The sequence below is a fragment of the Catalinimonas alkaloidigena genome, from assembly GCF_900100765.1.
Taxonomy (GTDB): domain Bacteria; phylum Bacteroidota; class Bacteroidia; order Cytophagales; family Flexibacteraceae; genus Mooreia; species Mooreia alkaloidigena.
This window is the reverse complement of record NZ_FNFO01000004.1, coordinates 714415-739597: the sequence shown is the minus strand read 5'-3', so window position 1 is coordinate 739597 and position 25183 is coordinate 714415. Positions and strand designations below refer to the sequence as shown.

Annotated in this window: 17 protein-coding genes; 11 read left to right on the top strand and 6 right to left on the bottom strand. The window is 58.7% G+C overall.

Going from position 1 to position 25183, the window contains the following annotated elements:
• On the bottom strand, nucleotides 1–1812 hold the full coding sequence (locus BLR44_RS13770; RefSeq protein WP_143017282.1) for a metallophosphoesterase: 1812 nt from the start codon (nucleotides 1810–1812) through the stop codon (nucleotides 1–3).
• Nucleotides 1813–2350: 538 nt separating this feature from the next.
• Nucleotides 2351–2989, bottom strand: coding sequence for a sterol desaturase family protein (locus BLR44_RS13765; RefSeq protein ID WP_089682771.1), 639 nt, complete (start codon nucleotides 2987–2989; stop codon nucleotides 2351–2353).
• 287 nt (nucleotides 2990–3276) lie between these two features.
• Between BLR44_RS13765 and BLR44_RS13760 the strand changes: the two genes are divergently transcribed.
• On the top strand, nucleotides 3277–6351 hold the full coding sequence (locus BLR44_RS13760) for a choice-of-anchor I family protein (RefSeq protein ID WP_143017281.1): 3075 nt from the start codon (nucleotides 3277–3279) through the stop codon (nucleotides 6349–6351).
• Between the two features lie 101 nt (nucleotides 6352–6452).
• Here BLR44_RS13760 and BLR44_RS13755 read toward each other — a convergent pair whose 3' ends face one another.
• The 4 genes from BLR44_RS13755 to BLR44_RS28900 all read right to left on the bottom strand — a co-directional run bounded on the left by BLR44_RS13755 (nucleotide 6453) and on the right by BLR44_RS28900 (nucleotide 9922).
• Nucleotides 6453–7364, bottom strand: coding sequence for a hypothetical protein (locus BLR44_RS13755; protein ID WP_089682767.1), 912 nt, complete (start codon nucleotides 7362–7364; stop codon nucleotides 6453–6455).
• Between the two features lie 115 nt (nucleotides 7365–7479).
• The gene (locus BLR44_RS13750) at nucleotides 7480–8892 is read right to left on the bottom strand and encodes a HAMP domain-containing sensor histidine kinase (protein ID WP_089682765.1); all 1413 of its coding nucleotides are present in this window, start codon (nucleotides 8890–8892) and stop codon (nucleotides 7480–7482) included.
• Nucleotides 8889–9566 carry a response regulator transcription factor gene (locus tag BLR44_RS13745; RefSeq protein WP_089682763.1) on the bottom strand — a complete coding sequence of 226 codons (678 nt, stop codon included), beginning with the start codon at nucleotides 9564–9566 and terminating at the stop codon, nucleotides 8889–8891. Before BLR44_RS13745 ends, BLR44_RS13750 begins: the two co-directional genes overlap by 4 nt.
• Before the next feature lie 215 nt (nucleotides 9567–9781).
• The gene (locus BLR44_RS28900; protein ID WP_218127071.1) at nucleotides 9782–9922 is read right to left on the bottom strand and encodes a hypothetical protein; all 141 of its coding nucleotides are present in this window, start codon (nucleotides 9920–9922) and stop codon (nucleotides 9782–9784) included.
• 419 nt (nucleotides 9923–10341) lie between these two features.
• Between BLR44_RS28900 and BLR44_RS13740 the strand changes: the two genes are divergently transcribed.
• The 10 genes from BLR44_RS13740 to BLR44_RS13695 all read left to right on the top strand — a co-directional run bounded on the left by BLR44_RS13740 (nucleotide 10342) and on the right by BLR44_RS13695 (nucleotide 25177).
• Nucleotides 10342–12012, top strand: a complete 1671-nt coding sequence (locus BLR44_RS13740; RefSeq protein ID WP_089682761.1) for an alpha/beta fold hydrolase — start codon at nucleotides 10342–10344, stop codon at nucleotides 12010–12012.
• Between the two features lie 957 nt (nucleotides 12013–12969).
• Nucleotides 12970–13767 carry a hypothetical protein gene (locus BLR44_RS13730; RefSeq protein WP_089682757.1) on the top strand — a complete coding sequence of 266 codons (798 nt, stop codon included), beginning with the start codon at nucleotides 12970–12972 and terminating at the stop codon, nucleotides 13765–13767.
• Nucleotides 13768–13793: 26 nt separating this feature from the next.
• A complete protein-coding gene (locus tag BLR44_RS29270; protein WP_262482286.1) occupies nucleotides 13794–13925 on the top strand; it encodes a hypothetical protein in 132 nt (43 codons plus the stop codon).
• A 342-nt stretch (nucleotides 13926–14267) separates the two neighbouring features.
• Nucleotides 14268–15686 (top strand): FAD-dependent oxidoreductase, encoded by a 1419-nt coding sequence (locus BLR44_RS13725; protein ID WP_143017280.1) that lies wholly within the window; start codon nucleotides 14268–14270, stop codon nucleotides 15684–15686.
• A gap of 333 nt (nucleotides 15687–16019) precedes the next feature.
• Nucleotides 16020–17327: a TolC family protein gene (locus tag BLR44_RS13720; protein ID WP_089682753.1), complete on the top strand. Its 1308-nt coding sequence runs from the start codon at nucleotides 16020–16022 to the stop codon at nucleotides 17325–17327.
• Nucleotides 17311–18540, top strand: a complete 1230-nt coding sequence (locus tag BLR44_RS13715) for an efflux RND transporter periplasmic adaptor subunit (RefSeq protein ID WP_245706056.1) — start codon at nucleotides 17311–17313, stop codon at nucleotides 18538–18540. Before BLR44_RS13720 ends, BLR44_RS13715 begins: the two co-directional genes overlap by 17 nt.
• A gap of 155 nt (nucleotides 18541–18695) precedes the next feature.
• The gene (locus BLR44_RS13710) at nucleotides 18696–21812 is read left to right on the top strand and encodes an efflux RND transporter permease subunit (protein ID WP_089682751.1); all 3117 of its coding nucleotides are present in this window, start codon (nucleotides 18696–18698) and stop codon (nucleotides 21810–21812) included.
• 264 nt (nucleotides 21813–22076) lie between these two features.
• Nucleotides 22077–23084 (top strand): sensor histidine kinase, encoded by a 1008-nt coding sequence (locus BLR44_RS13705; protein ID WP_176956036.1) that lies wholly within the window; start codon nucleotides 22077–22079, stop codon nucleotides 23082–23084.
• A gap of 112 nt (nucleotides 23085–23196) precedes the next feature.
• Nucleotides 23197–24171 (top strand): Kelch repeat-containing protein, encoded by a 975-nt coding sequence (locus tag BLR44_RS13700; RefSeq protein ID WP_089682747.1) that lies wholly within the window; start codon nucleotides 23197–23199, stop codon nucleotides 24169–24171.
• Nucleotides 24172–24250: 79 nt separating this feature from the next.
• Nucleotides 24251–25177, top strand: coding sequence for an NAD-dependent epimerase/dehydratase family protein (locus BLR44_RS13695; RefSeq protein WP_089682745.1), 927 nt, complete (start codon nucleotides 24251–24253; stop codon nucleotides 25175–25177).
• Nucleotides 25178–25183: the final 6 nt, after the last annotated feature.

Sequence of the window (25183 nt, the reverse complement as noted above, 5' to 3'; positions counted from 1 at the left end):
TTAGTCGGGTTTCGTATGCCGAATCACGATGGGCGGTTCGATCAGCTCGTGCCGCAGGGGCGCTTTGGGCGTGAACCACGACTGGCGGGTGCCCGGATGGTACTCCCACTGGCGTGGCACACACGGTACCTTGATCGGGTAGAGCGTGAGTCGCTCGGGGGTCAGGTGGAGGCGCAGAAAGCATTTGTGATCCTGATCGCGCAGCGACGAAAAGGCTTCGGTTTCGTGCGTGTGCAATACCAGCGTGCAGAACAACAGGTACAGGCCCATCAGCAAACTGCCGAAAAAACCGCCGACCACCGTCAACAGCAGCACGAACAGGAACGGCGCGTAGGCCCCGGGCATGCCCATGGTCACGGACGTATGGGTGATGTACTGCGCCATCCAGACGCCCACCAGCACCTGTAGGCCCTGCAACAAGCCGTGAAACAGGCCCGTCAGTTGCGCCGGAAGCTTCCGTTGCTGGCTACGGTCCGAGAAAAAGTAGACCGCCAGCAGCAGCCCGACCAGCATCAGCATAAGGATGGGATTTTTCAGCAGCGCCTGTCCGTAAATCGTAAAAATGTGCCAGATCGCCGAGGTCTCGGCCAGGTCGCCCAAGGGCGTGTGGCGGATGATTTCGTTGACCTCCGGGTCGTAGAGCACCGTGCCCGAGGCGGTAGCCAGCACCCACGAGAAAATCAGGCAAAAGGCCGACATCATCAGGCTGAAGCGCCAGTTGATCAGCGGGAACAATAGGTTGCGCCACGCCAGCCGCCGGCTCTGTGCTTTGCTGGGAAAGAACGTCTGCGCCCGGTAGGGTACCTGCGCGAGCGGGTCGGCCGCGGTTTCGGAGGCGGCGTGCCCTTCGGGTAAGGTGAGTTGATCGGGAAACGGGTGGGTCGGGTGCGTAAACGCGCCCCCACCGCCCACCGTGAATTTCCAGCGGAACGGCGGCTGTTCGGTGCGGTAGCTGGCGTAATGGTGCAGGTCGCCCGAGAGGGTAATCACCGGTCGGCGGTGCGGCCCCAGGCATTTGTCACAAAAGAATTCCAGGTTTTCGTGCGATTTCGTGGTGCCTTTGTAGGCCTGGAAAATCCACGAGGGCTCGGCCGTGCAGAGCATCACGCGGTCGTCCGGTCCCAGCTTCCGGCCAATCTCCTGAAAATAGTCGAGCTGTGGTTTGTCGATGTCGGCATTCAGCTGGATGTCGATGCCCCAGAGCCACCAGTGGTGCGGCAGTTCGACGGCGAAGTAACTGCGCGACTGTTGCGTGCGCCACGCTCCGATGGAACGTTGCTGACAGAAGAGCTTTAGAAAGGCCGTGAGGCCATCGTACCAGTCGTGGTTGCCCGGAATGGCGAAGAGCGCCGGGTTGGCCGAGGCGTGCGGCAGGGCCGCGTGGTACGGCCCCACCAGGCGATCCTGATACTCTTCCCAGGTGGCCGTCGGGTACACCTGGTCGCCGCCCATCACCAGCACGTCGCCGCGGCGGGTGGTCTGCGTCGTGCCGTCGGGCGCCACAAGCGTCAGCTCCGGCTGCGCGAGCGTGTAGGCCATGGCGTAGGTAGGATTCCAGCCGGAACCCAGGTCGGCCACAAAATCGACCACCAGTTCGTTGTGCTGAGCAAAGTCACGGCACGTAGATGGCGGAGCCAGCGACGACTGAATTTCGCGCCGGTCGATGTAGGCACCGAAGGTAGAGGAAATAAGAGCACGCAAGCCCGTTTGGGCCAGTTGCCGCGGATCGTACCAGTCGACCATCGGACGACGGCGGAAGCCCAGCTGGGCCGGATCGGGGCGGGGCGGAGAGACTTTCGGGGTAGTATGCACGAGCGATCAAAACTACACAACGGGCGGCTGTTGTGGAATGTTAAACGCCGGTAGGCAGTAAGCGACTGGATGCGGCGGTTCGTCGGTCGGATGCCCCAGATGGCCGATTGGGCAGGAAGCGAGGAAACGTTGCCGTCGCGCGGCGCGTTTGCACCATACGAACCCACTTTTTCAACTTGTTTACTTTTTCAACTAGAGAAAAGCCGTGCCTATGCTACGGCTTTTTTTGTGCTTTCCGTGTGCGTTTTTTGCTCGAAATACACCGCTTTTTCGGCCCAATCGGCACTTTTCGCCGATTGACCGGAGCGTACAACGATCCATTTCGCAATTTCGCCGGGTTCTTTGCTCAGATGGCCGATTCGGACAAACGTTTATCAAAATAAGCGCGTCTTTACAATACGAACCCACTTTTTCGACTGTAAGAAATTTTTTCAGCTTGAATAAGAAGCCGTACTTCCAGTGCGGCTTTTTTCATGCCTGACCGGCAACAAAAAAAGGCCGACGAAACCGCGGCCTTTTGGAAAGAAGTCTTTTGTTTTTATACCTCCTGAATCTTGCGCGACGACGCCACGCTGTCGCGCAGGGGCATGGTCCCGAAGACCCAGTCCCACAACGGCGACGAGACCCCGAAGGCGCGTTCGTCGTCTTTGTAATGGTGGATGCTGTGATGAATCCACAGATACCGGAACAGGTTGTTCGGTGGCCGGTAGGTGTGTACCGTGTAGTGCACCGTAAGGTACAGGCCGTAGCCCAACGTGAAGCCCGCCGTCCAGGCGAAGGCATAGGCACCGACCAGCCACCAGGAAAGTCCCACCAGCACCGCAGACAGAATCAGCACGAGCGGTAGGGGCAGGGCCAGCCGCTCTTTGTCGCGGGGCGTGACGTGATGGGCACCGTGCAATACGAACTGAACCTGTTCGTGGCGGGGCGTAGGCGTGGGAATATGGTACAGGTAGCGGTGCATCAGGTATTCGGCCAGGGTGAACGAGAGCCACCCGAACAAGAATAATCCCAGCGTCGCCAGCACCGAAATCTGGAGAAAGCTGTAGACCAGAAGCGCCAGAGCAATAACAAACACGACGGAAATGACCAGTGGCGCGTTCACTTTGGTGAAATCGCGTAAGAAGGTCATGAACGGACCGCGCTGCGTCGTAGAATTATACAGGTCTTGTTTCATGAGAGGGAAGAGGTTTTGCGCTAGTAGGGGTAAAGTTGAGTAGATTCGCTCTATCACACGAATATACTGTTGAAAAAGTTTTGCGGTGTTCTGTCGGGAACAGTTGGTGCAAATATGCTCCGAATCCCCGACATAACCAGAACAAAACTGCCACACGCTTCTGCCAAAAGGCGCTGCGCCTCTCCTGACGGATTAACACATTGATAATGTAAGGGTAACGTTTCTGCAAGGTCGGATCCCAATCTTTGTCGCACTAACCCTATTGCGTCATGTATTCTGCCTTTTCTATGCTTCAACCCTTACCTGCGCTTTGCCCCAAAGCAGGCTGGCGCGCCACGGCACTGTCGGCGTTGCTGGGCCTGTTGCCCCTCCACACGTCCCACGCCCAGGCACCCGTCGCCGTCGCCGCCGATTCCGTTGGGCTTCAGCTGCAACTGCTGAGCACCTACCAAACGGGAGTGTTTAACGAAGGAGCCGCCGAAATTGCCGCGTACGATGCCGGCTCGCAACTGCTATTCGTGATCAACGCGGGAGGTGCTACCGTCGACGTGCTCAACGTGGCGGACCCGACCAATCCGACCAAAGCTACGTCGGTCGACATCGCGGCACTGACCGGGGGCGGATCGCCCAACAGCATTGCGGTGGCCAACGGCCTGGTGGCCGTCGCCGTAGAAGCCGATCCTGCCACTGACCCGGGCGTCGTGTTGATTGGCGACGTGCTGACGGTCGCCCTGACGGGCCAGTTCACGACCGTGCCCGTCGGCGCTTTGCCCGACATGTTGACGTTCACGCCCAACGGGGCGAAAATCCTGGTGGCCAACGAAGGCGAGCCGGGCGAAGAAGTAGACCCGGAAGGATCGGTCACCATCATCGACCTGAGCAATGGGTACACCAACCCCACCGCCACCACGGTTTCGTTCGCGGCGTACAACGGTCGCGAAATGGAACTGCGCAGCCGGGGCGTACGCCTCTTCACCGAAATTGCGGCCGCCAACGATTTTGAGCCGGAGTACATCGCTGTTTCGCCCGATGGCACCACCGCGTTTGTCACCTTACAGGAGGCCAACGCCTTTGCAGTGATCGACATCGCCACTGCTGCGCTGCTCGACATCTACCCGCTGGGCTGGAAGCTCCACGACCGTGGCCGACCCGAGCTGACGGAATACACGTTCAACGAACCTGTGTTGGGACAAGACCAGCTGGGCAATGACGTGCTGTTCGGCGGCCTGTCGGGGCTCTTCTTTGAGGCGGAAGTTGATGGGAAATACCAGTTTCTGACCGTGCCGGACCGCGGCCCCAACGGCGCCGAAACCGACACCGGACGCGTTTTTCTGTTGCCGGATTACGAAGCGAAACTCTACCGCTTTACGATGGACCCCGCCACGGGCCTCATCGACGTAGTCGACACCGTTATGCTCTATCGTCCTTCGGGCGATTCTACGTTGCCCATTACGGGTTTTCCCAACCTGCCGGGCGTAGACGAAAAACCCATCGACGGTCTGGGCAATGTCCTGCCGTACGATCCGTACGGGGCCGACCTGGAAGGCATTGTAAAAGCGCCTGACGGTTCGTTCTGGATGGTCGACGAGTACCGGCCATCCCTTTATCACTTCTCGGCCGAAGGCGAACTGATCAACCGCTTTGTGCCGGAAGGCACCGCCGCGCTGGTCAACGAAGAGGCAGGCACGTTTGGTGACGAGACTCTGCCCGCCGTCTACGCAACGCGCCGCTCGAACCGGGGGTTTGAAGGCATGGCGCTCGATACCGACAACAACATCCTCTACGCGTTTATCCAAACGCCGCTGCAAAATCCCGATCGCGCTGCGTCTGATGACTCTCAGGTGATTCGCATTCTGGGCATTGATCCGACCACCGGTAGCCCCGTCGCCGAATACGTCTATCTGCTCGAAAAACCGGAACGTCGGAAGTCGCTGGTCGATAAAATCGGCGATGCCGCCTGGGACGCCTCGACTGGTCGAATCTATGTCATTGAGCGTGACTCGGACGTTTCGAGCGCCGCGAAGAAATACATTTTTGAAATCGACTTGCGGGGAGCCACGAACCTGCTCGCTAGGGAGGCACCTGAGCTGCTGGCGAACGGGGCGCTTGAGCAGTACACGCCCGATCAGCTTGATTCGCTGGGCATTCGCCCCGTGTTCAAGGCCAAGGTGCTGAACCTGCCGTCGGTGGGTTACCTGCCGAGTGACAAAGCCGAGGGCGTAACCGTGTTGCCCGACGGCTCACTGGCGGTAATCAACGACAACGACTTTGGACTGGAAGGCTCGAGCGACGTGTCGCTGGGCGTAATCCGCTTTACGGGAGGGAACGGCCTGGATGCCAGCGACGACGACGAAGCGATCAACATTCAGAACTGGCCGGTATACGGCATGTTTATGCCGGACGGCATTGCCTCGTTCGAAGCCAACGGTGAGACCTACTACATCACCGCGAACGAAGGCGACGACCGCGGCGAAGACGAACGGGTGGAAGACCTGGAGCTGGATGAAGTGGCGTTTCCCGAGGCCGCTACCTTGCAGGAAGCAACCCACCTGGGACGTCTGGGCGTCTCCAGCATCGACGGTGACCTGGATGCCGACGGCGACTACGACCGCCTGTTTGCCTACGGTGCCCGTTCCCTGACCATTTGGGATGCGTACGGAAACCTGGTATGGGACAGTGGTGACGCGATTGAGCAGGTGACGGCCGCGACCTATCCTGACGATTTCAACTCCACCAACGACGAAAACGGCTCGTTCGATAGCCGCAGCGACGCCAAAGGCCCCGAACCCGAAGGCGTTACGACCGGTGTGATCAACGGGCGCACCTATGCCTTTGTCGGACTGGAGCGCATCGGCGGCGTCATGGTCTACGACGTGACCAACCCGACGATGCCGCAGTATGCTGCTTACGTCAACAACCGTGATTTTTCGGGCGATGCGGAAGCCGGCACTGCCGGCGATCTGGGGCCGGAAGGGCTGGTCTTCATCCCGGCCGAAAGCAGCCCCAACGGCGAGCCCATGCTGGTCGTCGCGAACGAAATCAGTGGCTCTACATCGCTCTACGGCATCAAAGTCGATACACTGACAACGGCCGCCGAAGAATTGCTCAGCGCCGCGTCGGTGCAGGTATATCCCGTGCCGTTTGCGCACGAACTGCACGTACGTTTCCGCGAGCAGGCACCGCAAGAAGCCGGTGTTCTGCTCTTCAATACGCTGGGGGCCGTGGTGCTGAAAACACAGCAGCCCGTCCGGAACGGCGAAGTGCAGATCGCGACGGCCAACCTGCCGCATGGTGTGTACTTTGTGCAGCTCCACGATGCACAGACTGGCCGCCTGTTGCGCAGCGTTCGGGTCGTCAAGTAGTCTGAAAAGCTGCGTTCTTTCAAGGAGCGCCTCAACCTTAAAAAAAGAGCCCGCCCTTCATTGCTGAAGGACGGGCTTCTCTGCTTCCTCTCTTACTTAACTTATCGTAGCGTGATCGGTGCTTTGCCGATCTCCTGATCGTCGCAATACAGCTTTACCGTGTAGTCACCGGCGGCTAACCGGGCGCTGGGGGTCCACTGCATCGTGACTTCCTGAGCGTGTTGCTCGTAGCGGATCGTCTGACGGGTTTCCGTTTCGCTGGTGACTTCTTTGCCCCGGGCATCGACCAGTTGGGCGCGGAGCGTCCGGTTTCCGGCGGGCGCCAGCACGTTTTCGGCCAGCGTGAAGGTCACCTGAATGCGGTGGGTACGTTTGGCCCGCAGGGTCGGGAAATAGCGGTCGTTGCGGCGCTGGCGTTGGGGAAGAGCCTGAATGGAATGAGCCTGGAGTCGGGTTGCCTTTTTGATGCGCCGTAGCAAATCGTCGCGTTCGGCACGAAGCGCCTCGATTTCGCGCAGCAGGCGGGTGTTGTCGGCCTGTAGTTTGCTCATGTCGCGCTGCAGTTGCGTGCCGCGCTGTTCCAGCTGGTTTTGCAGGGCCATGGCCTCGGCCAGTTTCCGTTCGTGGGCGGCGCGCTGCGCGGCTTTTTCCTGCGATGCCCGCGCCAGTTGCGATTGTTGGTTTTTCACTTCGTTGCGAGCGCTGGCCAGCAGGCCGTTCACCTGGTTCAGCTCGCCGTTGAGGCGCGAAAGCTGTTCTTGCGTAGTGGTCAGGTCCCGGTGGGTGGCCAGCTCGGCCGCGAACAGGGAGTCGCCCCTCAGGAGCGCCGCATCGCGTAATTCGGTGAGGTTGTTGTTGCGCTGGGTGAGGCGAATGTTCATGACCGACAACGCAATCAGCATCAGCAGCGCAAAACCGGCGGCCATCAGTAACGTGCGACGTGAGGGAACGGTGGCGAAATCTTTGTCCGAGAGGGCCGTAACCGTCGGGCGGAAAATAAGTGGGTTTTTCATGTTCGTAACGGGCTTTGGACGCGCATTGGGGCATCCGTGATGTTTTCGTTACGAAGATCCTGGCCCCACATTAAAGCGGGTTTAAGACCGGATTAAAAAGAAATTAAAACAATATTTACCCTGGGTTTGCGCTGGCTATGAGCGCATTTGTGGCGGAAGTCCCCACCCCGACTGCCCTCGGCAAAGTCACGGTAAACACAGAGCCCTGCCCCTCGGACGAATGCAGTGCGAGCGTGCCCTGGTGCAACTGCACAATGCGCTGTGTCAGCGAAAGCCCAATGCCGTGTCCGGCCACCCGCTGGGTGTGGTTAGCCCGGAAAAAGGGTTCGAAGATGCGCGCCTGTTCAGCCAGCGGAATGCCCGGACCTTTGTCGATGATGCGGACGCAGAGGGCCGTCGCTGTGGTGCTCAATTCAACGCCCACCCAATGTGGGTCCGAATATTTACAGGCGTTTTCCATCAGGTTAAAAAACGCTGTTTGCAGTAGCTGCTCGTTGCCTTCGCCTTCCAGATCGCCCTCGTCGACCGTACCGAACCAGAGGTCCACGCTGTAGGCCGGGTGTTGTTGCAACAGACGTTCGCGCGTTTGCCACAGAAGTTCGTCGATGCTGACGGGGCGCAGGGGGAGCGACGCCGTGGCGCCACTGACCTGGGCCAGCGCCAGCAGGTTGTTGACCAGGCGAATCATTTGTTTGTTGTCGTCCTGCACCGATTGCAACACCTCCTGGTACTCTTCGACCGAGCGCTCCTGCAGTAAGGCAACGTCGATTTCGCCCGCCATGGCGGTCAGCGGCGTACGCAACTCGTGCGATGCATTCGCCACAAAACTACGCTGGGTCTCAAACGCGGCCTGCAGGCGCGACAGCATCTGGTTGAACGTCTGGGCCAGTTGCGCAATTTCGTCTTGTCCGTTGCCCTCATTAACGCGCGCGTCCAGGTTCGAGGCCGAGATCCGCGCGACCTGATCGACCACGCGGGTCATCGGGTGCAGCACCCCCCGGGCAAAGAAAAAACCTGCGCCGATCACTACCCCCACGCACGCCAGCCACCCCAGGGCCAGAATCAGGGCGAGGTTCCGCAGTTTCCCCCGGCCGTACTGGTCGAACGCCGACGCCACCACCACAAACCGGTTTTCCGGATCGGTGTATTTGACGGCCACGACTTCGCGATTGCCCGCCCGGTAGGCGTATTCTCCTTCCAGACGCGCCTGGTTCAACACTTCCGTCGGCACAAACAGCGTGTCGGTTCCGCTCTTGTAAAGGATGTGATTCTGGTAGTCGTAAATGATGACCTCCTCGTTCGGCAACGAAGTGAGGTTGTTATGGTCGATAATTTTCAGCAGCGTTTCGTCGATCTCCTGCACGTCGATCAGCAGACGACCGGTGGTAAACGCCTTTTCGCGCAGCCGGGTCTGGAACGCCTGCAGGCTGTATTGCGCCGAAAAGAAGTAAATGGCGAGGGAAAAAACCAGTAAGATAGAAGCGGTGATGCAGGCGAAGAGGTAGCTGATTTTTTCGCGGATGGTCATGACGCACGCAGGACGTAACCCATGCCCACCACCGTATGAATCAACTTGGGTGAGAAGTCGCGGTCGATCTTCTTCCGCAGAAAGTTGACGTACACCTCAATTACGTTCGTGCCCGTATCGAACGACACGTCCCAGACCCGCTCGGCAATGTCGATGCGCGACACCACGCGGTTGCGGTTGCGCAACAGGTATTCCAACAGGGCAAACTCGCGGGCGGTCAGTTGGATGGACGTGTCGCCACGGCGCACCGTCTTTTCTTCCAGGTTCAGTTCCAGGTCGGCGACGCGCAGCACGTTCGTGTCGCGGGGCGTATACTGGGTGCGTTTGTACAGGGCGCGGGCGCGGACCAGCAGCTCCCGGAACTCGAACGGTTTTACCAGATAATCGTCGGCTCCTACATCGAAGCCCATCACCTTGTCGTCCATCGTCCCGAAGGCGGTCAGCATCAGGACCGGCACCTTGGCATCGTGCTGTCGAATGGCGCGGCACACCTCGTATCCGTTCACCTGCGGCAGGTTTACGTCCAGTACAATCAGGTCGTACGGGCGATCCAGTGCCATGCGCCGTCCCAGAAAGCCGTCGTAGGCTACCTCCACTTCGTAAGATTGCTCCTCGAGCCCTTTTTTGATAAACTGAGCCACTTTGGGCTCGTCTTCTACCAGCAGTATTTTCATAAGAATAGGACCCCAAGATAGGGGAGTGGGGCCTTTCCCCGAGAAACGAAGCTATCAAATCTCGTGCCTGTGTAAGGTTTTTGCGAAGATAAAGTTGGAAAAAAGCAAGAGCGTACGAGGGCAATGGCAAAAGCCGGGGAATTGCTTCGGCGAATCAATAAAAAGCTTCTTTCGTCCATGTGCGGAAGCGAGCCGAAACACACAATTCTTCCAGGTTAGTAATCGAAACGATACAGCAAGGCCACGTGGGAGAGGTTCAGCCGGTTCGTGCGTTCCCAGCCCACCGGGGCCAGAAGCGGGGTGCGCGGCATGTGCGCTTGTTGTGAAAGGTCGAGTTGCGTGGATGGCGCCATCATCGAACGAAGATCAGGGCATGCTTTCCGAACAGGACGTTTGCTAAAAGGATGCATCGCTTTTGAGCAAGTCACAGGCCCCTTTCAGAAATAGCGAGCAAGACACCGGTAGGAAAAGGAGTGATCGGAAATACGAGGAGAATCACCATTTGCAGGCGTAATGCTGTCTTGCGCCTGAGGTGGGTAGCGTTCCCGAAGCGAAGTCTGCCACCTGGCCGACGGGACTTTACCATGCCACCTTGGGACCTTCGTCAGGCAGAAAACCAGCGTTCCGGCACCGCTGGGCTATGGTATTCCCAAAACTTATCGACAAATTGACCCGCAGGCTGTCTGCCGGTAACGCTCCGCCGCCGCCAGCCCCCGCTGCAAAAGCCTGCACCCGCCTCGTGAGCGTTTGCAGCGGATCTTAATCGAACATCGTAATGAAGCCAGCCACCCAATACACAAAAAGTGGTCGTATCAACATTGCTTACCAGGTATTCGGCTCCGGACCGATCGACCTGGTGTACATTCCCGGATGGGTGTCGAACATCGACTGGATGTGGGCCTGTCCGGAACTGGTGCGCTTCTTACAGGAACTGGGGACCCTTGCCCGGGTCATTCTGTTCGACAAGCGGGGGACGGGGCTGTCCGACCGCGTGGTGGAGCTCTCGACCCTCGAAGAACGGATGGACGACATACGGGCCGTAATGGATGCGGTGGGGTCAGAAAAGGCCGTGTTGTTCGGGCATTCCGAGGGCGGGTCGGTGTCGGCCCTGTTTGCCGCGACGTATCCCAACCGCACCATGGCCCTCATCACCTTCGGGGTGTTTGCCAAACGACGCTACACCCCCGAGTATCCGTGGGCTCCGACCGACGACGAGCGACAGAAGGTGTACGACATGATCGAAAACAGCTGGGGAAGCGGTGACATGGGGCTGGAATCGCTGGCGCCTTCCAAAGTCGACGACAAGTCTTTTCTGGATTGGCTGGCCAGTTACTTCCGTTCGGGGGCCAGTCCGAGTGCGGCGCTGGTGCTGACCAAAATGAATACCCAGGTAGATATCATCGACATTCTGGGTTCCATCGAAGTGCCCACGTTGCTGATGCAGCGTACGCACGACATCGACGTGAAAATTGAAGAGGGACGTTTCATCTCCCAGCGCATCCGGGGCGCTAAGTTCGTGGAGCTAGAGGGGAGCGATCACCTGTTCTGGGTAGGCAATACGGCGGCGGTCATGGCCGAAATGAAAGCCTTTATTCGGGACGTGAAGCCCAACCGGAAGTACGACAAACACCTGCTGACCATTGTAGTAGGACGCCTCTCGCCGTCCGAGCCTACCGGACTGCAGCCGCGGGCGATTGTAGATCGCCTGGTGGAGCAATACCGGGGCCACGTGGTGCAGGACCACCTGCACACCTTCGTGGCCACGTTCGAAGGCCCCAGCAAAGCGGTCCATTGCTGTATCGATTTGCGCGATACGTTGCAGGGCACCAACGTACAACTGACCGTAGGGATGCACATCGGCGAGTGTGTGGTCGAGGGCGTCAATTTTTTGGGTGGAGAGGCCGTGGAGACCGTGGCTGCGATTGCGAGGCAGGCCAGCCCCTACCAGATCGTCGTGACGCAGACCGTCAAGTACCTGTTATCGGGCGCGGGCCTCAATTTCGCCCCGCATACAACTCTTTTCGAGGCTACCTCTGCCGAACCGCTGGCCCTGTTTCTGGTGATGGACCAGCTGCGCTCGCACCTGCCCTGGCACGGCAATGCGCAGCAACCTCTGCCGCAGAACGGCTCGCTTCTCGAAGATGTCTTGCAGAGTATCGACCACCATCTGGCCGACGAAGCGTTCGGCATCGAAGTGCTTTGCCAGGAAGTGGGCATCAGCGAGCGGCAACTGCAGCGTAAAATCAAATCGATCACCAACAAGTCGCCCAACCAGTTGATTCGCTCTGTACGCCTGCACCGGGCCAAGGAGCTGCTCCTGAGCCAGCAGGACAACATTGTGGAAATCGCGTTTCAAACGGGTTTTCCCAGCCCCTCCTATTTCTCCAAGTGTTTTAAGCAGGAGTTTGGCCGTAGTCCGTCGGCCTTGTTGCAGGAAAGCGTCTGAGGCTCAGGGATGTCGGAAATGTGCTAGCCTTGTCGGATTTATTATGGCGCGGTGTCGGAAATGTGATTTGATTTGCCGGGTTTGTTCTATCGGGCAGGGCCTTTGTGTGTGCATTTTTGCAGTGTAATCAGAAACACTTGCTCACTCAAGTAAACACTCATGCAAACCAGCACCTGGCTCCTTACCTTGTTCATTGTCTCTTTCTCAACTACTCTACAGGGATGGCCTCTCCATCCCATCGCTACGCGTGATCTGCGCTTAACGCCTGTGTACTCCACGAACGAGGTTACTGAGGTTACTAAAATGACCAAGCGGTCTTCACTCAAAGGGCCTAAGGCTAAAAATGCTACGCCTGTTCAGTACATGCCCGACTCTAAAATTGTTGTGACTCATCCGGTATCTGAGCGAGCCATTACCGGCCCTAATGCTAAGAACAGACCCTTGATAGTGGTAAAAGAGCATACGGTAGTAGGGGTGGGTCAATCCAACGCACAGCCAACCGGCCCCCGCGCTAAAAACCAGCGTTTCTGATAAGGCGGATCGCATCAGCAAAATCGGTCTTCAGCGAATTACAGCGCCTGTATGCTGAACTTAGCACAAATGCTTCCGGCTTGGCTTGCTCTACTCAGTACTACTAACCGTTGGCTGCATAAGACCTGCGCACGTGGCGAGGGGGGCGCTCACCCTTCGTTGCGTGGCAGCAGGCGGCCCACCTCGACCGGTAGTGGGAGGGTACCACTAAAATGTAGTTTTCGATCGCGCTAATGGTAGCGCACCACTGGTTCGAATTTTTCTGATAAAAGCCTTCTCTACGGCGTAAAACGGCCCCGCTATCAGGTGGGTTGAGGCTTCGTGCCCGTAGCAATGCTCTTTCATACTTCATTTGCGAAGTCGGTCTGTTTAGGACCTGATTTCGCGCTCCTTCACATGCTCATTTCAAATCAAATTCAATAACTCATGAACTCTTCTCTCAATTATCTCAAACCGTTGTTTAGGGCCGCTTTGGTGCTCGGCATGCTGGCCAGTTGTGAAAAGGAAGACCTGGAGGACGACCGACTCAAAATCCAGGTCGTCGGGACTAATGTGCTGGCCGACCAGAACCAGCAGTCGTTGTATTTCTTTGCAGGCGATGTAACCGGCGAAAGCACTTGCAACGGTCGTTGTGCGGAAATATGGCCGCCGCTGTTGGGCGAAGTTTACGACCTGAAACTCGGCGCGGGGCTGTCTAAAAGCGACTTTGCTACCATCACGCGCGAAGATGGCCAAAAGCAACTCACGTACAAAGGGTGGCCTCTATATTACTTCTCTCCCGAAGGCGATGGGGTGCTGGAAGCGCCCGCCGAAACTCTGGGCGACGGGCGCAACGGAGTATTTCACGTCGCCAAACCCGACTACACGGTGTTGGTAGGGCGGCAATCGGTCGCCGAAGGCGAAGATCCGGTGGTGTACCTGACGGACGACCGGGGCGTGAGCTTGTACCACACGACCGGCGACGAAGAAGGCATCAGCAACTGCAAGGGCGGCTGTGCCACCGTATGGCCGCCGTTCAAAGCGGTAGAAAACCCGGTCATTCCGTCTTCCTTAAAAGCCAGCGACTTCACGGTCGTGACGCGGGAAGATGACCTGGGACCTCAACTGGCTTACCAGGGTAGTCCGTTGTACTTCTTCTCGAACGACAACAAGGTACGGGGCAGTGTGCTCGGCCAGGGCGGCGGACCGGCTAAAAACTTCTTCGTCGCAGCAACCGGAAACTAAGTTTTCGCCTCGACAGCACATTGATTATGAAAGCAAAGATCTGGATCGCGCTGGTCGTGGTGATGAGCGTAAGCGCTTGTGGTGTGCGGTACTGCCCCACCTACTCCAAGCAAACGCAGGAGGTCCCCGAAACGAAAACAGCTAAACCGCGCGTGTAACGTGCAACCCGTTGCCGAAAGAGGCGGTGCAACGTGTGCTGCCTCTTCCGGGCAACTTTTCAGAAAACGGCCCTCGGACGCGTTACGTGAGGTAGAATCACGCCGACGATGATCAGACGAACAGACGGCCCGCCGCCTGCATTCCTCCGAAACCCGGGGCGCGGTCAGGAGGCAGCGTTAAGTAACGTGCGGCAAGCATGCCGATTCGGGAAAACGGCGGGAACTGCCTCGCCAGAGCTTCCGACGACCAAATCGGCCGCAAGCAACAGGACGACCTCTGCAGACCGCCCGGGTGGCCAGCGCAAGTTGCATGATAAGGGGTTGCATAAACCGATGGAAGAAATGACCGAACTCACACAAAACCAGTCTGCCATTGTGATTGGTGCCAGCATCGCCGGCTTAGTTACTGCCCGGGTGCTCTCCGACCACTTTACAAAAGTCTACCTGATTGAGCGCGATTCGCTCTCTGCCCTGCCTCAGTCGCGCAAAGGGCAACCCCAGGCGAACCATGCGCATATTTTGCTGGCCCGAGGGCTGGAATTGCTGCAACGCTATTTCCCCGGGTTGTCGGCCGAACTCAACGCCGAAGGTGCTACGGTCGGCGACCCGGGACACGCGATGATCTGGCACACGTACGGCGGCTATCGGGCTCCGTTTAGCTTAGGAAAGCAGGTGCTGTTTGCCAGCCGTCCTTTTCTGGAGTGGAAAGTCCGGGAGCGGGTACTGCCGTTGAAAAACCTGGAAGTGCTGAGCGGTTATTCAGCAGAGCGACTGGTGCCAGACCTCTTGCAGCAACAGGTGATGGGCGTACGGGTGACGTCACCCAGCGGCGAGACGTTCACGTGGAAGGCCGATCTGATCGTAGATGCCTCCGGACGAGGTTCCCGTTCAGGAAAATGGCTCGAACAGATAGGGTACGCGGCGCCACAGGAGGTGAAGGTGCGCTGTGGAACAGGCTATACGACCCGTGTGTACCGACGTCAGCCTAAAACATCAGGGTTGCCGAGCTGGATCGCAAGTACCCCCCATGCACCGGTCGAGCGGCGCGGAGGGGCCGCGTTTCCGGTAGAGGGCGACCGGTGGATCGTATCCCTCTTTGGCTGGCACGGCGACCACGCTCCCTGCCAGGAGGAGGCGTTTAGGGCGTTTGCCAGAAACTTGCCGACGCCGGAGCTGTACAGTCTGGTGAGTCGGTGTGAGCCGCTTTCCGACTTCTTTACCCACAAATTTCCGTACAGCCTCCGTCGTCATTACGAAAAGTTCGACAGCTTTCCGCAGGGCTATCTGGTGCTGGGCGATGCCGTCTGCAGTTTCAATCCCATCTATGGGCAAGGCATGACTTCCGCCCTGTTGCAGGCGGCTACGCTGGATGAACTGCTGCAGGAGCGGCAGGGGGATCTCTGGAATATCGCAGAACCTTATTTCCAACGTATCGCGAAGCTCATTGATATCCCCTGGCAAACGGCCGTCGGAGAAGATTTTCGCTATCCTCAGGCAACCGGTCCCCGGCGTTGGGGAACTGGCCTGATCAATGCCTACCTCTCGTGGGTACACCGTGCTACCCACACCGATCCCCTGGTCAGCAAAACCTTGGCAGAAGTCCTGAATTTGCTGGCCCCTCCGGCACGTCTGTTAACGCCCCGGATGGTGGGGCGCGTCTTGCGCAACCTGATGCGGCCCGCCCGCCTTCGGCCCAGTGCTCATCGTTCTACCCTACCCACGCTTGAACCAATCTCCCACTCCTCACTCGTAAAAGCGTAGTTCTCCCCGAACATAATCCTCCCAAGGAGGGTAGAACCAGGGTGGCTCTTAGAGTCACCCTTTTGCTTTTTGCGGGAGGTCGTATCCTACACGGAAGGGGGCGGCCATGCAAGATTAAAGGGCGCGAAGGCATAGAATAACACCAGACATCCTCGGCAGATTTCCGTTCGGAGTCCCGTTGTCGGGCGGGCCGTTCGGTAGAAGCGCGGTACGCTTCAGAACCCGAGCCTGTACCTTTTTAGGCCTAATTTTGCGCCTTTAAGCCTTTTTTAATTTGTCATTTATGTCCCTTTAATACTGCGGTGTGTGCTTTGCCAGTGAAATCATTCAACCATGAACTGGCAATTTCTTTTTCTTCTTTGTGCAGGCCTCACCGGGAGTGTGCTCCGGGCGCAGGAAACCGGAACGGCGCGTGTGCCGGAGCCGATCACCCTGGCGCAGGCCGAGCAACTGTTTCAGACCAACAACCTGATGCTCCTGGCCGGGCATTACCAGATCGAAGCGGCGCGTGCGCAGGTCGTCCAGCAGAAACTGTGGGACAACCCGCAGCTTTCCCTCGAACACAACCTCTACAACCCCACCACCGGACGGGTGCTGGAAGTTAACTCGCCGACCGCCACACAGCAGGCCGTGCAACTTCAGCAGCTGATTCCGCTGGCGGGCAAGCGGGGCTACCGGGTGCGTGTGGCCGAACTGAGCGCCCGCCAAACCGAATACGAACTCTACGACCTGTTGCGTTCGCTACGCTACGCACTGCGGCAAACGTTTTTTGAACTCCATTTCACGCAGGCCTCGCTGGCGCTGTACAACGATCAGATCGGTTCGTTGCGCCATACGGTCGCGCTGATGGAGGTGCAACAGAAAAAAGGCAACCTCTCGCTCAAGGAGTTCACGCGCGTCAAAGCGTTTCTCTTTCAACTGGAAAACGAGCGGACCGAAACGCTCAACCAACTGGCCGATTTGCAGCGCGACTTCCGGACTCTGCTGGGGCGCGGCGGCGAAACCGACTTCCGTCCGGTGGTCGATACCGACCGGTACCGCATCGCCAAACGGGGGGCTGCCGCGCAGTCGCTGGCGTTTTGCATGGAAACCGCGTCGGAATACCGCTACGACCTGAAAGGGCAGGCCACGCTGGTGGAGCTGCGACAGGCCGACCATGCGCTGCAACGCGCCATGGCGGTGCCCGACCTGACCACGGGGCTGGTCTACGACCGCATCGGGAGCGCCTTCCCGCACTACACCGGCGTAACGCTGGGGATTACGTTACCCCTCTGGAACCGCAATCAGGGCAACATCCGCATGGCGCGAGCGCTGACTGCCGCCGAACAGGGCCGCCTGGAACACCACCAGCTTACCCTCGAAAACGAAGTGGTGGCCGCCTACCAGAAGGTACACCAGACCGAAGCGCGCTACCAGAACATCGATCCCTCGTTTGCCGACGACTTCGACCGGCTGCAGGAGGGCGTGTTGCAAAACTTCGAGAAGCGCAACGTCACGCTCCTGGAATTCCTCGATTTCTACGAAAGCTACAAGGAGAGTATTCTCCAACTCTACCGCCTGGAAAACGACCGCATCCGGGCCTACGAAGAACTGAACTACGTGGTCGGTAAAACCCTCTTCAACGATGAAACGACTAAGTAATGGATTGTTTGCCGACCTGATGCGTCAGGTCGCTACCGAGCGCCTCTTTGCCGAAGAACCGCTGGTGTATCCTCATTCCGCACCCCGCACCCCGGCCTATCCCCGGCGCACCCGCCGCGCCCTCCGGTTTACCTACGGGGTGCTGGGGGCGCTGACCCTGGCGGTGGCGTTGACTTCCTGCCACAAGGAAATTACGGCGGATGGCCGCAGGGACGACCAGTTTTGCCTGACCGATACGCTGATGAAGCACCTGGAAGTGAGCCCGGTGCAACTGACTGCGCTACCCGGCGAACTGCGGCTGACGGCCCGCATCGAGCCGGACGAAAGCCGGGTGATCGACGTGTTTCCGCTGGTGGGGGGCTACGTGCAGGAAGTGAACGTGCAACTGGGCGACTACGTGGAAAAGGGCCAGACGCTGGCGGTGATCAAGAGCGGGGAGATTGCCGAATACGAGCAGCAGCTGATCGCGGCGCAGTCGAACCTGCTGATCGCGCAGAAAAACCTCGACGTGGCCGAAGACCTCTACCAGGGGCAGCTCTCGTCCGAACGCGAACTGATCACGGCCCGCCGCGAATTCGAGAAGGCCGAGGGCGAAGTGAATCGCCTGAAAGAAGTCTTTAAGATCTACACCATCGGCAAGCGCTCCGACTACGTGCTGAAAGCGCCCATCGCTGGGTTTGTGGTGGAGAAAAACGTGAACCACGACATGCAGATCCGCTCCGACAAGGCCGACAAGCTGTTCACCATCGCGCAACTCAACGAAGTGTGGGTGGTGGCCAACGTGTACGAAACCGACATCGCGCGGGTGCGCGAGGGCTTCGAAGCACGCGTGGTGATGCTGAGCTACCCCGATCAGGTCCTGACGGGCAAAGTCGATAAGGTCTACAACGTGCTCGATCCGCTGACGCGCACCATGAAAGTCCGCATCCGTCTGCCGAACCCCGACTACCGTCTGAAGCCCGACATGTTTGCCAACGTAACGATCCGCTACGCCGAAAACCGGGAGTTACCGACCATTCCGGGGCAGGCCGTCATCTTCGACAAAAGCCGCTCGTTCGTGATGCTGTACCGCGACCGTTGCCAGGTAGAAACCCGCGAGGTGGAAGTAGACCGCACCCTCGACGGACAGGCGTTCGTACGGCGCGGCCTCAGCCCCGGTGAACAGGTCATCTCCCGGTACCAACTCATGATCTACGACGCCCTCAATGATTAGCGCCAGCCGTACCACGTTGACAAGTGCATCGCCCAACGAAACGGGGTACGTCGCTCCAGCCACGCGCGGCCGCATCATGCTCCGACGCTAACACGCGGGTTCATAACTCCGCTCACTCCCTGAAATCAATTTGTAGTTTGCCATTTGACAATCAGATGCATAAGCTCATTCAAAACATCATCGGGTTTTCGCTGAAGAACCGATTCTTTACCTTCTTCCTGACGGGCCTGCTGGTCGTCGGGGGCATCTTCAGTTACCTGCATACGCCGCTGGAAGCGTTTCCGGACGTAACCAACACGCAGATCATCGTTGTGACCGAGTGGACCGGCCGCAGTGCCGAAGAGGTCGAACGCTTCGTGACAATGCCCATCGAGGTCGCCATGAACGCCGTGCAACGGAAAACCAACGTCCGCTCCTCGACCATGTTCGGCCTGTCGGTTATCAAAATCATTTTTGAAGACGATGTGGACGACTTTTTTGCGCGCCAGCAGGTCAACAACATGCTGCGCAACGTGGGGCTGCCCGACGGAGCCGAACCCGACGTGCAGCCGCCCTACGGCCCGACCGGCGAAATTTTCCGCTATACGCTGGAAAGCCCCGACCGCGACACGCGGGAATTGCTGACGTTCCAGAACTGGGTGATCGACCGGCAGTTGCGCAGCGTGGCCGGCGTGGCCGACGTGGTGGCGTTCGGGGGGCAGGAAAAGATCTACGAGATCCGTATCAACCCCGCGCGTTTGCAGAAGTACGACATCACACCGCTGGAAGTCTACCAGGCCGTGGCGCGCAGCAACGTGAACGTGGGCGGCGACGTGATCGAGAAAAACGGTCAGGCGTACGTGGTGCGTGGGTTGGGACTGCTGAACAACATCCCGGAGATCGAGAACGTGATCATCGAGAACCTGGACGGCACGCCCATTCTGGTGCGGCACGTGGCCGACGTCTGGGAAAGTAGCGCGCCGCGCGTGGGGCAGGTAGGGCAGGACGACAACGACGACGTGGTGGAAGGCATTGTGGTAATGCGCAAGGGCGAAAATCCGAGCGAAGTGCTGGCACGCGTCAAAGCGAAGGTGACGGAACTGAACGAGCAGGTGCTGCCCTCCGACGTGAAGATGGTGACGTTCTACGACCGCGACAACCTGATGGCGTATTGCACCCACACCGTGCTGGGCAACCTGACCGAAGGCATTCTGTTCGTGACCGTCATCGTGTTTCTGTTCATGGCCGACTGGCGCACCACCGTCATTGTGGCCATCATCATTCCGCTGGCGCTGTTGTTTGCCTTCATCTGCCTGCGCCTGCGCGGCATGTCGGCCAACCTCCTCTCCATGGGAGCCATCGACTTCGGGATCATCATCGACGGGGCGGTGGTGATGGTGGAAGGGTTGTTTGTGGCCCTCGACCACAAGGCCCACCAGGAAGGGATGGCGCGTTTCAACCGCCTGACCAAGTTGGGGCTGATCCGCAAAACCGGGACGGAAATGGGGAAAGCCGTGTTCTTCTCGAAGCTGATCATCATCACCGCGCTGCTGCCCATTTTCGCCTTTCAGAAAGTAGAGGGCAAAATGTTCTCACCCCTGGCCTGGACCCTCGGCTTTGCCCTGTTGGGAGCCTTGTTCTTCACGCTGACGCTGGTGCCCGTGCTGGTGTCGATCCTGCTGAAGCGAAACGTAAAAGAAAAACACAATCCGTTTGTGATATGGCTGAACCGCGTCACCATGCGCGCCTTCGAATTTTGCTTCCGGTACCGCACGGCGAGTCTGGTCGCGGCGCTGGCATTGCTGGTGCTGACGGGCTTTTCGGCCAAATTCCTGGGCACGGAGTTTCTGCCGCAACTGAACGAAGGGGCGCTGTGGGTAGAAGCAAAACTGCCGATGAGTAGCTCCCTGCGCGAAACCACCGAAATGGTCCGCATTCTGCGCCGGGAACTGAATTCGTTCGACGAAGTGAACGGCGTGCTGTCGCAGACCGGACGCTCCAACGACGGCACCGACCCCTCGGGCTTCTACTACGTGCAGTGTCAGGTGAACCTGAAGCCGAAAAAAGAGTGGCAGCGCGACATCTCGGTCGACGCACTGATCGAAGAAATGGACGCCAAGCTGCGGCAGTATCCCGGCATCGTCTACAACTACTCGCAGCCCATCATCGACAACGTGGCCGAAGCTGTGGCGGGCATCAACGCCTCCAACGCGGTCAAGATTTTCGGGCCTGATCTGGGTACGCTCGATGCGCTTGCCAACGACGTGATTGCGCAGATCAAAGACGTGGAGGGCATCAAAGACGTGGGCATTTTGCGCAACGTGGGGCAACCGGAGCTTTCCATCTTACTCGATCAACAGAAAATGGCGGTTTACGGTGTGGCCACGGCCGATGCGCAGGCGGTCATCGAAATGGCCATCGGCGGCAAAACCGCGACCCAGCTCTACGAAGGAGAACGGAAATTCGACATTCGGGTGCGCTACCAGGAAGACTACCGCCGCTCCGAAGACGCCATTGCCCGCTTGATGGTCCCCACGCTGAAAGGCACCAAAATTCCGCTCAAGGAAATTGCGGAGATCCGCACCGCGACCGGTCCGGCGTTCATCTACCGGGACAACAACCAGCGGTTCATCGGGGTGAAGTTTTCGGTCCGGGAGCGCGACCTGGGCAGTACCATTCAGGATGCCAAAGAGCGCGTCACCCAGGCCGTAAAATTGCCCAAAGGTTACGGCGTTCAGTGGACCGGCGAATTCGAAAACCAGGTACGGGCTACGCAACGCCTCACCGAAGTGGTGCCCATCAGCCTGATCGCCATCTTCTTCTGGCTGTTCATCACCTTCGGTACGGCCCGCGACGCAGGACTGGTGCTCCTCAACGTGCCGTTCGCCATGATCGGCGGCATTCTGGCCCTGCACGTGACCGGCACCATTTTCGGCATCTCGGCCGGCGTCGGCTTCATTGCCCTGTTCGGCATCTGCGTGCAAAACGGCGTGATCCTGATTTCGGTCTTCAAGAAAAACCTGGCCCTGCACATGCCGCTCGAAGAGGCCATTCGCGCCGGGGTGGAGAGCCGCGTGCGCCCCGTGGTGATGACGGCGACCATGGCGGCCATCGGGCTGTTGCCCGCCGCGCTTTCGACCGGCATTGGCTCCGAAACCCAGAAACCGCTGGCCATCGTCGTCATCGGCGGACTGATCACGGCCACGGTGCTGACGCTGCTCGTCTTCCCGATCATTTTCAGGAGAATCTACCTGCCGCTGGAGGCCAAAAGATGGGCGAAGGCCTTTGCCTGACCGGAGGCGTTGGAAAATATACGAAAACAGGAAAATTCTGTGATTTGCCCGTAAGGCATCATCCCGCTGATTTTATTTTAAATGACCATGTTACACGTGCAGGTAGTTGATTTTCTGTACATTACATCCGCTGGATATTACTTGATCTGCGCTGAGGCTTTTGTATTATCTGAACGGTATCGTTGGCTTTTAAGTAATTTCAATGCGCTGAAACCCAAGGAGGTATGCTTTGCGGGCCAGGCTTTTTCCACGCTCGTATTTGGCATGAAAATTCGCCCTCATTTGTCGCAGGCGCACCGTTTGCTGTTGCCTACGGCACTCGCAGCCCTGTGCTTTATTATCGTGATGGACGTCCTCCGTACCGTGGCCCGCGGCATGTGGACAGACGGGCAATGGTGGGATATGTACTCCTTCATAGCATCGTTCGTCAAGGACCTGGGGTATCTGTCGGTTTTTTACTTCCTGGCCCATCGGCTGGTAACACGCCTGGTGAAGCTGCAATTCCGTCTGGAAGAGTCGAACCGGAGCCTGGAGCGTACCAAGCAGGACCTGGAACAGTTCCTGTACCGTGCTACCCACGATTTGCGTGCGCCCCTGTCGTCGTTGCGGGGGCTGATGGCGCTGATCCGGCCCGTGCCTGCCCCGGAACCGCACCAGACGTACCTGGGGATGATCGACAAAACCACGCTGAAGATGGACCAGCTCCTGACCGAACTGCTGAGCCTGATCAGCGTGCGCCACAAAGACTTGCAGCCCGACCTGATCGACCTGGGAGCGCTGCTGGAAGACGTGCGTTTGTCGCTCGAGGCCGCCATCTACCTCGAAGGAGTGGACGTCACACTCAAAGGCGAACAGAAGCATCCGTTCTATTCCGATGCGTTTCACCTGCGGACCATCGCCCGCAACCTGATGTCCAACGCCCTGAAATACCAGGATCGGAACAAAAACACGCACCTGTTGAAAATCGGGTACCACACCACGCCGGAAGAAGCGGTCATCACGTTTACGGACAACGGCATCGGGATTCGGACGGAAGATCAGGAGCGCATCTTCAAGATGTTTTACCGCGCCACCGGCCAGGCGCAGGGCGTAGGGCTGGGGTTACATCTGGTCTCCACGTCGCTGGAGGGCGTTAGTGGGCAGATTCAGGTACATTCGAACTTCGGGAAAGGAACCACCTTTACCGTCATCATCCCGAATGCGACCATGGCGACAACGGGTGGCGGCCCGGCGGATGCAAAACTGTCGCCCTATGCGCTGTTTACCGAGTAGCCGAGCGGGCGTCTGAATTTGTCCGGGGAGTGTAGTCGGACGAGAGATTTGCGCTATTTTTACCTGCCTTCTTACCCAAGGCTCATTCGCACACCTCTCATCTCACTCCACCATGAACAAACCTTTATTGCTCGTTGCGCTGCTGGTCCTTTGGCTGTCCGGATGCGCCTCGGAGCGTGAACGCCACTGGGAAGCCATCGATACCCAAAACCTGCCGGACGTTCGCAGCGAAAATGCTTTTGCGCGGGTCGGCGACCGCTTCTACCTGCTGGGCGGGCGGGGCGACAAGGTGGTGGAGATGTACGATCCGGCTACCAACCGCTGGGAGAAGAAAGCGGCGATGCCCATCGAAATGCACCACTTTCAGGCCTTGACCTACGGTGACGAAATTTACGTGGTCGGGGCGTTGACCGGGCCGTATCCGCACGAAGACCCCGTGCCCAACATCTACATTTACAATCCCGAACAGGACCAGTGGCGGCAGGGCGCAGCCGTGCCCGAAGGACGTCGGCGCGGCGCCGCGGCCGCGACGGTCTACAACGACAAGATCTACGTGATCTGCGGCATTCAGGACGGACACTGGGACGGGCACGTCGCCTGGATGGACGAGTACGACCCGCAAACCAACACGTGGGAGCGGCTCGCCGATGCCCCCCGTCCGCGCGACCACGTACAGGCCGCCGTGATTGGCGATCAGTTGGTGCTGGCCGGGGGCAGAAACTCCACCGCACGTACCGGTCACGTACTCGACACCACCATCCCCGAAGTCGACGTCTACGATTTCGGAGCGGGCGAATGGCGCACGCTCCCGGCTACGGCCAACATCCCGACGCAGCGGGCAGGTTGCACCGCCGTTCCTCTCGATGGGCGGGCGGTCATCATCGGGGGCGAAAGCCCGCAGAAGCTGGCCCACAGCCAGACCGAAGCGCTCGACCTGCAAACCGAAACGTGGCTGACCCTCGACTCGCTGACCACCGGCCGGCACGGCACACAAGCCGTGCTTTACAAGGGCGATGTGTACATCGCGGCAGGCTCGGCCAACCAGGGGGGCGGTCCCGAACTCAACACCATCGAAGTGATGAAATAACCGGCCGGTTTCTGAAAACCGTGCGGCGGCAGCGCATCACCAGAACGTTTCATGCTCGTATACCTCTTCGCCTGATACCATGCATACCATCCTCGGGGCGGGCGGCACCATCGCCGTGCCCTTGGCCAAAGAACTGAGCCGCTACACCGACAAGATTCGGTTGGTGAGCCGCAATCCGCAGAAAATCAATCCGACCGACGAACTGTTCCCGGCCGACCTGTCGAAACCGGGCGCGGTCGCCAGCGCGGTCGAAGGATCGGACGTGGTGTATTTGTTGGTGGGGTTCGACTACAACATCGACGTGTGGCGCGAGAAATGGCCGCGCCTGATGCGCAGCGTGATCGACGCCTGCGAAGAGTACGACGCCAAACTGGTGTTTTTCGACAACGTCTACATGTACGACCGCGATTCGCTCGGTCGCATGACGGAAGAGACGCCGCACCGACCCACAAGTAAAAAGGGGGAAGTCCGTGCCCGGCTGCACAAGATGATTTTCGATGCCGTAGAGGCGGGCGCCCTCACCGCGATGATTGTCCGCGCGGCCGACTTTTACGGCCCGCAGAACGACAAAAGCGTTCTGGTCGAGACGGTCTACAAAGGGCTTTTGCAACGCAAGCGGGCGACCTGGTTCGGGCCGCTGGACAAGAAGCATACGTTTACCTACACGCCCGATGCCGCCAAAGCCACCGCGCTGCTGGCCACGACGCCCGACGCCTACAACCAGGTGTGGCACGTGCCCACGAGCCGCGAGGCCCTGACGGGCAAACAGTGGGTCGACCTTTTTGCGAAGGAGATGGGGCTACGCCCGAAAGTGCTGGCCCTGCCGGTCTGGCTCATCGGGGTGATGGGCTGGTTTGTGCCGTTTATGCGAGAGATGCACGAGATGATGTACCAGTACGACCGCGACTACATTTTCGACAGCAGCAAATTCGAACAGCGATTCCACAGTACGCCCACTTCACCGGCCGAAGGCGTGAAACAGACGGTCCACGCGTCGGCAGAGTAACAGGAC

What these genes read in the sequence shown, in the direction of transcription:
- BLR44_RS13765 (WP_089682771.1), bottom strand. Translation starts at nt 2,989, where the DNA reads ATGAAACAAGACCTGTATAATTCTACGACGCAGCGCGGTCCGTTCATG.
- BLR44_RS13760 (WP_143017281.1), top strand. Translation starts at nt 3,277, where the DNA reads ATGCTTCAACCCTTACCTGCGCTTTGCCCCAAAGCAGGCTGGCGCGCC.
- BLR44_RS13755 (WP_089682767.1), bottom strand. Translation starts at nt 7,364, where the DNA reads ATGAAAAACCCACTTATTTTCCGCCCGACGGTTACGGCCCTCTCGGAC.
- BLR44_RS13750 (WP_089682765.1), bottom strand. Translation starts at nt 8,892, where the DNA reads ATGACCATCCGCGAAAAAATCAGCTACCTCTTCGCCTGCATCACCGCT.
- BLR44_RS13745 (WP_089682763.1), bottom strand. Translation starts at nt 9,566, where the DNA reads ATGAAAATACTGCTGGTAGAAGACGAGCCCAAAGTGGCTCAGTTTATC.
- BLR44_RS28900 (WP_218127071.1), bottom strand. Translation starts at nt 9,922, where the DNA reads ATGATGGCGCCATCCACGCAACTCGACCTTTCACAACAAGCGCACATG.
- BLR44_RS13740 (WP_089682761.1), top strand. Translation starts at nt 10,342, where the DNA reads ATGAAGCCAGCCACCCAATACACAAAAAGTGGTCGTATCAACATTGCT.
- BLR44_RS13730 (WP_089682757.1), top strand. Translation starts at nt 12,970, where the DNA reads ATGAACTCTTCTCTCAATTATCTCAAACCGTTGTTTAGGGCCGCTTTG.
- BLR44_RS29270 (WP_262482286.1), top strand. Translation starts at nt 13,794, where the DNA reads ATGAAAGCAAAGATCTGGATCGCGCTGGTCGTGGTGATGAGCGTAAGC.
- BLR44_RS13725 (WP_143017280.1), top strand. Translation starts at nt 14,268, where the DNA reads ATGACCGAACTCACACAAAACCAGTCTGCCATTGTGATTGGTGCCAGC.
- BLR44_RS13720 (WP_089682753.1), top strand. Translation starts at nt 16,020, where the DNA reads ATGAACTGGCAATTTCTTTTTCTTCTTTGTGCAGGCCTCACCGGGAGT.
- BLR44_RS13715 (WP_245706056.1), top strand. Translation starts at nt 17,311, where the DNA reads ATGAAACGACTAAGTAATGGATTGTTTGCCGACCTGATGCGTCAGGTC.
- BLR44_RS13710 (WP_089682751.1), top strand. Translation starts at nt 18,696, where the DNA reads ATGCATAAGCTCATTCAAAACATCATCGGGTTTTCGCTGAAGAACCGA.
- BLR44_RS13705 (WP_176956036.1), top strand. Translation starts at nt 22,077, where the DNA reads ATGAAAATTCGCCCTCATTTGTCGCAGGCGCACCGTTTGCTGTTGCCT.
- BLR44_RS13700 (WP_089682747.1), top strand. Translation starts at nt 23,197, where the DNA reads ATGAACAAACCTTTATTGCTCGTTGCGCTGCTGGTCCTTTGGCTGTCC.
- BLR44_RS13695 (WP_089682745.1), top strand. Translation starts at nt 24,251, where the DNA reads ATGCATACCATCCTCGGGGCGGGCGGCACCATCGCCGTGCCCTTGGCC.